The organism is Oligoflexus sp. (assembly GCF_035638955.1).
In the GTDB taxonomy this organism is placed as follows: Bacteria; Bdellovibrionota_B; Oligoflexia; order Oligoflexales; family Oligoflexaceae; genus Oligoflexus.
Window position 1 is genome coordinate 1 of the sequence record NZ_DASQYZ010000262.1, and the last position, 9,494, is coordinate 9,494.

General features: G+C 52.2%; 7 protein-coding genes and 1 pseudogene. 6 read left to right on the forward strand and 2 right to left on the reverse strand.

The features are described 5' to 3' along the window. Positions 1–40 precede the first annotated feature (40 nt). From VE954_RS24425 to VE954_RS24440, 4 genes and pseudogenes are all read left to right on the forward strand, one after another. Positions 41–2,164 (forward strand): annotated as a pseudogene (locus VE954_RS24425) (PAS domain-containing protein); the annotation flags it as partial. Positions 2,165–2,166: 2 nt separating this feature from the next. Continuing rightward, complete coding sequence (locus VE954_RS24430) at positions 2,167–3,321, forward strand: sensor histidine kinase (RefSeq protein ID WP_324957738.1); 1,155 nt, start codon at positions 2,167–2,169, stop codon at positions 3,319–3,321. Further along, a complete protein-coding gene (locus VE954_RS24435) occupies positions 3,305–3,769 on the forward strand; it encodes a response regulator (RefSeq protein ID WP_324957741.1) in 465 nt (154 codons plus the stop codon). The genes VE954_RS24430 and VE954_RS24435 overlap by 17 nt, the downstream gene beginning before the upstream one ends. A 12-nt stretch (positions 3,770–3,781) precedes the next feature. Then, positions 3,782–6,121, forward strand: a complete 2,340-nt coding sequence (locus tag VE954_RS24440; RefSeq protein WP_324957742.1) for a response regulator — start codon at positions 3,782–3,784, stop codon at positions 6,119–6,121. Positions 6,122–6,131: 10 nt separating this feature from the next. Here the strand turns inward: VE954_RS24440 and VE954_RS24445 are convergent, their stop codons facing one another. Together VE954_RS24445 and VE954_RS24450 are read right to left on the reverse strand one after the other, a co-directional pair. After that, entirely contained in the window at positions 6,132–6,551 is a 420-nt protein-coding gene (locus VE954_RS24445) for a hypothetical protein (RefSeq protein WP_324957744.1), read from the reverse strand. 420 nt (positions 6,552–6,971) lie between these two features. Further along, the gene (locus VE954_RS24450) at positions 6,972–8,261 is read right to left on the reverse strand and encodes a hypothetical protein (protein WP_324957746.1); all 1,290 of its coding nucleotides are present in this window, start codon (positions 8,259–8,261) and stop codon (positions 6,972–6,974) included. Between the two features lie 191 nt (positions 8,262–8,452). Here VE954_RS24450 and VE954_RS24455 point away from each other — a divergent pair, with 191 nt between their 5' ends. Both VE954_RS24455 and VE954_RS24460 read left to right on the forward strand, forming a co-directional pair. Continuing rightward, positions 8,453–8,983: a hypothetical protein gene (locus VE954_RS24455; RefSeq protein ID WP_324957748.1), complete on the forward strand. Its 531-nt coding sequence runs from the start codon at positions 8,453–8,455 to the stop codon at positions 8,981–8,983. Positions 8,984–9,135: 152 nt separating this feature from the next. Further along, on the forward strand, positions 9,136–9,494 hold a 359-nt coding region (locus tag VE954_RS24460; RefSeq protein WP_324957750.1), incomplete at its 3' end, for an FAD/NAD(P)-binding protein.

A 9,494-nucleotide genomic window follows, 5' to 3' on the forward strand; every position in this document is an offset into this window, starting at 1 on the left:
GGAAGCTGAAGTTTTGGGCAAGTCCTTCCTTATTCTGACGCATCCTGAACGGCCTGAAGAGGTCAACGAAATCCTTGAACGGATTTCCAACGGCACCCGCATTGAACACTTTGAAACTCTGCGGGTTCGGAAAGATAAGCATACGATTTCGATCTCGCTCTCTATTTCACCTATATATACCCCTAAGGGCACGATCCTCGGCGCTTCCTTTATCGCCAGGGATGTGACGGAACGGCGGCAGGTGGAGGAGAAAGCCCGCTCCGCTTCCCAGTATGCACGGGAACTGATTGAAGCCAGTCTTGATCCTCTGGTGACCATCAGTGCGGAAGGTAAAATCACTGACGTCAATGAAGCTACGATCAATATCACCGGCATCGAGCGTGAAAAGCTGATTGGCACTGACTTTTCGGACTACTTCACCGCACCGCAAAAAGCGCGTGAAGGTTATAAGCAGGTTTTCGAAAAAGGTTTCGTGACGGATTATCCGTTGACGATTTGTCACCGGGTGGGGCGCCTTACAGATGTGCTTTATAATGCTTCCGTCTATCGCGATTCCCGAGGCAACGTCCTCGGCGTTTTCGCGGCCGCGCGGGATGTGACGACCCAGAAGCAGGCTTCCCAGTATGCACGGAGTCTGATTGAAGCCAGTTTGGATCCCCTGGTCACGATCAGTCCCGAAGGCAAAATCACCGACGTGAACGAAGCGACCATTAAAATCACAGGGGTCAGTCGCGAGAAATTGACGGCCACTGACTTCTCGGACTATTTCACCGAGCCCGAAAAAGCCCGCGAAGGTTACAAACAGGTTTTCGAAAAAGGCTTTGTCACCGACTATCCCCTTACCATTCGGCACCATGACGGCCGCCTGTCTGATGTGCTCTATAATGCTTCCGTTTATCGTGATTCACGGGGCAATGTCCTCGGTGTTTTTGCAGCGGCTCGGGATGTGACCGCGCAAAAGCAGGCTTCCCAGTACGCGAGGAGTCTGATTGAAGCCAGTTTGGATCCGCTGGTCACGATCAGTGCCGAAGGCAAGATCACCGACGTGAACGAAGCGACTGCCAAGATCACCGGCATTGGCCGTGAAAAGTTGATCGGGACCGACTTCTCAGACTATTTCACAGAACCTCAAAAAGCCCGCGAAGGGTATAAGCAGGTTTTCGAAAAAGGCTTTGTCACCGATTATCCCCTCACCATTCGACATCATGAAGGTCGACTTTCTGACGTTCTGTATAATGCTTCCGTTTATCGCGATGCACGCGGCAACGTGCTCGGGGTGTTTGCGGCAGCCCGTGATGTCACCGCGCAGAAGCAGGCTTCGGGATACGCACGCAGTTTGATCGAGGCCAGTTTGGATCCACTCGTCACGATCAGTCCGGAAGAGAAAATCACCGACGTGAACGAAGCCACGGCCAAGATCACCGGCATTGTCCGCGATCGGTTGATTGGCACCGACTTCTCCGATTATTTTACCGAACAGGACAAGGCCCGCGAGGGTTACAAGCGGGTCTTTGAAAATGGTTTTGTCACTGACTATCCTTTGACCATCAGACATCACGAAGGTCGGCTCACGGATGTTCTCTATAACGCTTCCGTCTATCGGGACTCCCGGGATAATGTCCTCGGTGTGTTCGCTGCAGCCCGCGATGTGACCGCACAGAAGCAGGCTTCCCAGTATGCTCGCAGCCTGGTCGAAGCCAGTTTGGATCCCCTGGTCACGATCAGCGCCGAAGGCAAAATCACGGACGTGAACGAAGCCACCATCAAAGTCACAGGGGTTTCGCGCGAAGGACTGATCGCCACCGACTTTTCCGATTACTTTACCGAACCCGAGAAAGCCAGGGAGGGCTACAAACAGGTCTTCGAAAAAGGCTTTGTCACGGACTACCCTCTGACCATTCGGCACCGGGATGGACGTTTCACCGACGTCCTTTACAATGCGTCGGTCTATCGGAACACACGCGGCAACGTCCTTGGTGTCTTTGCCGCAGCCCGCGATGTGACGGCGCAGAAAAAAGCTGAAGCTGAAGTTGCCGAACAGCGCAAAAAAGAACTGGAACGTTTGAGTGAATTGGAACGCTTTCAAAAGCTGACCGTCGGTCGTGAATTGAAAATGATCGAACTCAAGAAAGAAATCGAAGACCTTCGTCGGCAGGTGCATTAGGAATGATTGACGGTTTGGAAATTTTGCCAGATGGCATGGAAGCCCAGTTGGCCATGAATTTGGCCCTGCTTAACATCCTTGAAGATTTTTCGGACGAGCGGACTCGACTGCATGAAACGCAGCGAGCCATCATGAATATCCTCGACGATTTTGGCAGCGAGCGGACCTACCTCGAGCATATTCAAAAAGCTGTCCTGAATATCCTGGAAGATTTTACGGAAGAGCGATCGTTCTTTAAAGAAGGCCAAAGGGCCTTTCTTAATATTTTAGAAGATTTCTTCACAGAGCGCTCACGCCTGGAAACAACGCAAAAGGCTGTCCTGAACATACTGGAGGACTTTGATGCCGAACGCAGCAAGGTGCATGGTGTCAACGAAAAGCTGCGGCTGGAAATTGATGAGCGGATTCTGATCGAAAAGGCCCTGATGGAAAAAGGCCAGGCTTTGGCCAGGTCCAACTCCGAGCTGGAACAGTTCGCTTATATCGCGTCCCACGACCTGCAGGCCCCCTTGCGAACCATCTCGAGCTTTGTCGAGATTTTGGGGGAAACCATGGCCACGATTCAGGACGAGACGGCTAACCGGCATTTCGCCTATGTCGTCGACGGCGTGACCCGCATGCAGGCCCTGATCAAGGCGCTTTTGGAATATTCCCGGGTAGGCCGGGAAATTCAGCCCTTTCGCCTTCTGTCAACGACAACGATCTGTCGCGATGTTCTGCGGGATCTGAGCGCAACCATTGATGACCTTGGAGCTGTCATTCACTATGAAGAGCTCCCCCAGGTGTTGGGAGATTACACCATGCTGCGACAGCTCTTTCAAAATTTAATCGGCAACGGGATCAAGTTTCAGAGCGGTAAGCTGCCAATCGTTTCGATAAGCGCAAAAAAAGTGGAAAGCTTCTGGGAATTTCGCGTTCAGGATAACGGCATTGGCATCGATCCTGGCGCTGTAAGTCGCCTCTTTATTATCTTTCAGCGCCTGCACGCACGGCAGAAATACCCAGGAACTGGCATTGGCCTGGCGATTTGCAAGAAAATCGTCGAAAGTCACGGCGGAAGGATCTGGATTGAGATGCCCGAAGATAAAGTGGGCACTGTTTTTGCTTTCACTTTGCCAGACCCTGCGGAGGCCCCCGACAATGAGCGACTTACTTGATGCTGTGGTCCCGGTTCGACCGATCTCGATCCTGGTGGCTGAAGACGAACCTGGCGATCGGGAACTTTTGGAAATCGCACTGGCGCGTAACAGTCCCAATTGCAAAATGGTAGCCGTGGAAGACGGCTTCGACGCCTTGAAGTATCTGCGTCGCGAACCGCCCTTTGCCGCGGCGCAGCGGCCTGATCTGATTATTTTGGACTTGAATTTGCCGGGCAAGCATGGTCGAGAGGTTTTGCGCGAACTAAAAACCGACGAAAACTTTAATTCCATACCCGTGATTATCCTGAGCACTTCACATGATGATGGTGACGTGACCGGATCCTATCGCCTCGGCGCCAGCTCCTATATCGTCAAACCCGGAAATTTTCGGGACTTCAATACTGTGGTTCGTCGTCTTCAGGAGTACTGGCTTCAATCCGTGACGCTACCGAGGCACCATTCATGAAAAGGCTATTCTATGTCAACTCCCCTCCATGTTTTGGTAGTGGAAGACTCCATCCCCGATATGGAAGAGATGCTTTATATCCTGCGTCGTGGCGGCTTTAATCCGCAGTGGCAAAGAGTGGATGATCTGGCCGAATTGCGGGCAGCCATTAACAGTCAACACTGGGATGTGATCCTCTGTGATCATCAGCTGCCAGGTTTTACCAGCCTCGATGCGCTGGCTTTGGTTAAAGAAAATGCCCAGGATATACCCTTCATTATTGTATCCGGAGTCGTGGAAGAGAACACAGCCGTATTTGCCATGAAAGCGGGGGCCAACGATTTTTTGAAAAAGGATCGCCTGGCACGACTGGGCATAGCCGTCCAACGTGAATTGGATGATCGCGTCGTTCGTCAGCACTTTCAGGCCACCGAATCCAAACTCAGGGAATCGGAAGATCGCTTTCGCATCATGGTCGAGGCCGCTCGGGACTATGCGATCTTTTTGCTGGATGTGGACGGCCAGGTGATGAGTTGGAACATCGGTGCCGAGCGCATGTTTGGTTACAAACCTCAGGAGGCGATTGGCCTGCCTTTGGCCGCACTTTATCCCAGTGCCGCCGACAACCACGGTCATAGCGCCGACACAGCCCTTGCCTTGACTGCCTCCCAGGGTCATTATGAAGAGGAAGCGCTCCGGGTTCGACAGGACGGAACTTCGTTCTGGGTGCATGCGGTCATGGCACCGATGAGGGGTTCTGATGGAAGTCTGCAGGGTTTTTCCCGCATCACCCGCGATATCGACAAGCAAAAACGAGCCGATAAAGTTATCACGGAACGGAATAACCTGAAGAATCTGTTTGAACAAACATCGGCCATCATTGCCTTCATGTCCGGACCCGAGCATATGCTGGAATTTGCCAACCCAACATTCCTGCAGCTCGTACCTATCGACAGCATGGGTCAACCCGTGGGGCAGTTGACTCCCATGGTCGATATCAGGCCTTTGCTGGACAACGTTTTCAGCACGGGCCAGACCGCGGAAACCAAGGTGTTTCCGTTCCATGGGCCCAGCGGTAAGCGCTTCTTCGATTTCATTGTGTCAGCCAAACGCGATGCGTCGGGTCTAATCGATGGTGTGATGATTTTAGGCTCGGATGTTACGGAACAGCTGCAGGCAAGGATCGCTGCGGAAGCCTCCAGTGCTTCCAAAAGCGCATTCCTGGCAAATATGTCTCACGAAATCCGCACGCCCCTGGGCGCCATTCTGGGCTTTAGCGACCTTTTGAAAGACGATAATTTGTCAGCGGAGGAGCGGGATCGTTATATCGATACGATCAATCGCAATAGCAAGGCTCTCACCCAGATCATTGACGACATTCTCGATCTGGCTAAAATCGAAGCGAATCGGCTCGACGTGGAAGAAGTTAGCTTTTCCCTGTTTGACCTCATGCATGAGGCCATCGAACTCTTCAAGGAAAAAGCCAAGCAGAAGGGCATTGAACTGACCCTGGCTTTCGACGGCAAGGTCCCTCGCTCCATCTGTTCGGATCCCACCCGTCTGCGGCAGATCGTGTTTAACATCATCGGCAATGCCATAAAATTCACAGACGTTGGTGGCGTCCACATCCAGGTGCGTCTGCTGGACCAGACGGATGGATCCTTGCGGATCGCGATTGATGTCAAAGACACCGGCCGCGGCATCGGCGCCGTTCAAAAACAAAAGCTGTTCCAGCCTTTCACCCAGGCCGACAACACCACCACAAGGCAGTTCGGAGGCACCGGCCTTGGCCTCGCTCTTTCCAAACGTTTGTGTGAAGCCCTGGGCGGATCGATTGACATCATGGAATCTGAACTCACCAAAGGCAGCCACTTCATGATATCGTTCCTGGCTTCGTGCATCCCGATCGTGGATAAGCCAGCCGCCACCAGCCGGCTGCAGAAGCCTATGGCTTCAGAAGACCTCAAGCTGAAGGACCTGCATGTCCTGGTGGTCGATGATATGATTGACAATCAAATTCTGCTCAAGCGCTACCTCACAAGAAACGGCGCTACGGTTGACTTCGCGAACGACGGCAGCGAGGGCGTGGAAAAAGCCCTGAGCCAAACCCATGATCTCGTCCTGATGGACATCCAAATGCCCAGGATGGATGGCTATCAGGCCATCAAAGCCCTCCATGCTCAGGGCTATAAGAAACCCGTTGTAGCTCTCACGGCCCATGCCTTATTGGAAGAACGCCGCCGCACCGCAGCTGCTGGCTTTGCAGGTCACCTCACCAAACCCTTCAACAAGGATGAGCTGGTTGACACCGTTTCGCATCTGGCCAAGGGCGGAGCGTCCACAGGGCTGCACGGGGTGCATTCCGGCTGCTAGCCTGGCGAGGTTAAGGTTTCTTGAACCTCAGTATTTCCAAACGACCAAAATAAACAGCAGCCAAGGTATTGTCGTCCAGGACGATAAGATCGTTCATGAAATCCTTGCGCACGGTATGTCCTATCTGTTTTGGATTTTTCAGGTCGTCGATGGACCATACAGAAAAGCCATCCTTCTCAGGGATCAGGATTTTTCTGCCTACGAAATGTATCGGCATATCGGACCAGGATGGTTTGTTTGCGTTATGTTCGACTTCCGCCAAGGGCATCGACACATCGTTCATATCAAAAGTTTGGATTTTATCGAAGGTCACGCGGACAAGAAACCTGTCTTCAATAACACTGAATGCTTCAGTGAAAAGAAAGCTTTCGATATTATCCAAGGCGCGTGTTTGAAAGACAGGATCTCTTGTTCCAGGTTTTACACGCAATTCACCCTACTGAAGACAAAACATCTTAAAGAGGAAAATATTGCGTTAGGATCAAAATACGAGTCAAAATGAACTGCTCCACTGGGGTCAGGAGAACACCAAAAGCCTGGACGGAATCGAAGCGCAGCCTACATCCGTCTCGGCTATTCCCGGTTATGACGCCTCCCGGGGATTTTATGAGTACGGCTTCGACTGGTCAGCAGATGCTGTCACGTGGTGGGTGCGGGACCCGAAGAGCCAGGAGAAGATCATACTATGGGACTATCGCGGTCCCAAGGAACGCATAACCCAAAGGTCCGCTCACCTTTTGGTCAACACCTGGCATTCCTCCACCTGGGCTCCTGAAGATACTCCGGATGCTCTCGAAGCTCCTCAGACAGACCTTGTGATGGAGGTGGATTGGATTCACGCCTGTCCCGATTACCGCTCCAGATGCTTTTGAGCTAACATACGACACATTTCCAAACCCTGCTGCAGCGTGAGCATGGGAGTCTTGCTTATTTTTCCATAGTTATCGGCTTCGCCCGATCCCGCCACTCCCGATGGGATCGGTCCCTCCCGGTCGAGGGCTTCCCACATGGCCTGACCCTCTTCCGAAACCTTGAATCCAATCGTATCAAAAGAACGAACATAATCCGCAATCCGGATCGGCTTCCAAAAGGCTGCCAGCGATTCATCATCACCTACAGCCAAAGGCCAAATATGACCCAGAAGGCCAGCGCGAAAGCTGTTCAATCCAGGGCTGTAGTCATAATCGCGAAGGGCTTCAGGGCCTTTGTCCAGGTGCCAGCCCTGGCTTGGAGATGGACCGAACAGCGCAGCATAGTCACTATGATTCTGCTTGCCGGTTGCCTTATTCATGGCGGAAGCAAGTGGTGATTGAAACCTGTCATGACAACCCGCAAGATAAAAAAGAAAGCCATAGCGATGCGATTCAAACTCGCTTGAACGTGTGATCTCCGCCGCCCGCGCTTGGGCCTGATGTCTCATGAGCAAAGCACCCAAGCGAAAATTCGGACGAAACTCGATGGCAACCTTGTAATCCCCTCGATCAGTCCCAGGTCGCCCGTCCTGTAAGGGCCGGTAGGGTGCGACTGGCGACAGGGTATCATAAGGAAACAAAAGTGACTTATAGCGGGCATGAGATCCAGCGATCTGACGAAACTGCTGAAACGCTGACTTCTCCCCTTCCGCCAAATCCAAAACATCATCCCGACTGCCGTAAGAACCAGGCCACTGCGCATACTGAGCCCAGATATAGTGCGGCGTGGGACCATGGCAGCCCATGCAAAGCGGGGGATTTTTCTCGGAGAATGCAGCCCTGCCGTTTCCGGAGTCTCCTTGAGGAAATTCGATCATGCGGAAGGCTATATCCTGTGACAATGGATCAAACGTGGCAAACTCCAACCGTGCATAGCTGCTATGCTGGGGGTCACCATTAAAAGCCATCACCGTGCGAGCATCCTGGCCAAACATAATGACTCGCGGCGCCTCGAAGCTCGACCTCTGCAAACTCTCGCTCGTGTGCATCAGAGTAAAGCTGGAGCGAAAATTCTCCGGCAGACGCGCAAGGATGGATTCCACTGTCAGAGTACGGCCGGGGTGCTCCAGCTCATAATTTTCGATCTCCCTCCTGATGCTATCAAAGTCTGCAGGAATAGGCGCCACGACGTAGAGCATCAGGACGGATACGAGTCGTTTCATCTGCATGATTCCCCCTTGGAACTCCGATCAATCGGAGATGTGAAGCTAACCGATATGCTTGCAAAGTTGACTTGAGATTTTATCAAACAGGATTCGACGAACAGGCAAAAAAATAAAAGTCTGATGGCATGCACGAAAATGAAGGGCGGCACGTTTAAGGATTGAAACATCATGAATAAGTCTGGGAGAAAAATATCATGATTAAAAAATGGATGATCGCGTTTCTACTCTTATTCTCTGCAGCTTCCTACGCAACACCCTGGGTATATATTCCCAACCCTACTTACCGCGGCGACCGGCTGGATTGGTGTGCGAATTTCGCCGCTGATTGCGGCCAGCCCGCAGTCGATGCCTACTGCAATGCGCTCGGATATCGCACCTCGGCATATTTTGATATCGCTCCTGATATCGGTCGCACACGTTTGATCAATGGGGCTATTTGCGAAGATAGTTTCTGTGACGGTTTCAGTTACATTTACTGCCGTCAATACAGTGAAGTGATCTATGCCCCTACAGCTCCTGGTTACAGCGATCGCCTCGACATTTGCAAAACCTTTGCAGCCGATTGTGGTCAACCTGCAGCCGATGCCTACTGTCAGGCACAAGGCTGGGCAAAGTCGTACGCCTTTGCTATCGATGAAGACATCGGCCGGACCCGGCTTATTACAGGCGCTGTCTGTGAAGACAGTTTCTGTGATGGTTTCCAATACATTGGGTGTAATGATTGAATGCACGAGCCTTTCCGCGAGGAAAGGCTTGATCCAAGGCTCCCTGGGTCATTCTGCTTTTTTGGAAAGAAGTCCCTTTAGCCTTAAGAAAAACACGGCTTTCTGTCGATGGTCGATCAAGAGATCCCGTCAATACAGAAGGACGGTTCAATATGAAGGTAGCAGTGATTGGGGCAGGGATTGCAGGGATGGGCGCCGCCTGGACCTTGGCCAAACGCGGGATGACCGTCAGTCTTTATGAACAGAACAGTGAAATAGGTGGCGATGCCTACACTGTGCCGGTCCATGGCTGGGACGGAACGCTTCATAAGGTGGACGGCGGCGTCAGTGACTTCAATCGATCAAACGTCCGGCGTACTCCCGCCATAAACTTTCCCGAGTCGACGAGGAAGCAGAAAGCTTTGGCTGGAGGTCAGAGGACCTGGCTACCTCCCATCATCGGAGATTGTTTGTTTTCCTCTTGCCAAATGCTTATGGCATTCATACATTTGTTTGGCTGGAGGGTATGTTG

Bases quoted from the DNA above. Each gene is read 5' to 3' on its own strand.
- VE954_RS24440 (WP_324957742.1), top strand. From the start codon at position 3,782: ATGTCAACTCCCCTCCATGTTTTGGTAGTGGAAGACTCCATCCCCGAT.
- VE954_RS24450 (WP_324957746.1), bottom strand. From the start codon at position 8,261: ATGCAGATGAAACGACTCGTATCCGTCCTGATGCTCTACGTCGTGGCG.
- VE954_RS24430 (WP_324957738.1), top strand. From the start codon at position 2,167: ATGATTGACGGTTTGGAAATTTTGCCAGATGGCATGGAAGCCCAGTTG.
- VE954_RS24435 (WP_324957741.1), top strand. From the start codon at position 3,305: ATGAGCGACTTACTTGATGCTGTGGTCCCGGTTCGACCGATCTCGATC.
- VE954_RS24455 (WP_324957748.1), top strand. From the start codon at position 8,453: ATGATTAAAAAATGGATGATCGCGTTTCTACTCTTATTCTCTGCAGCT.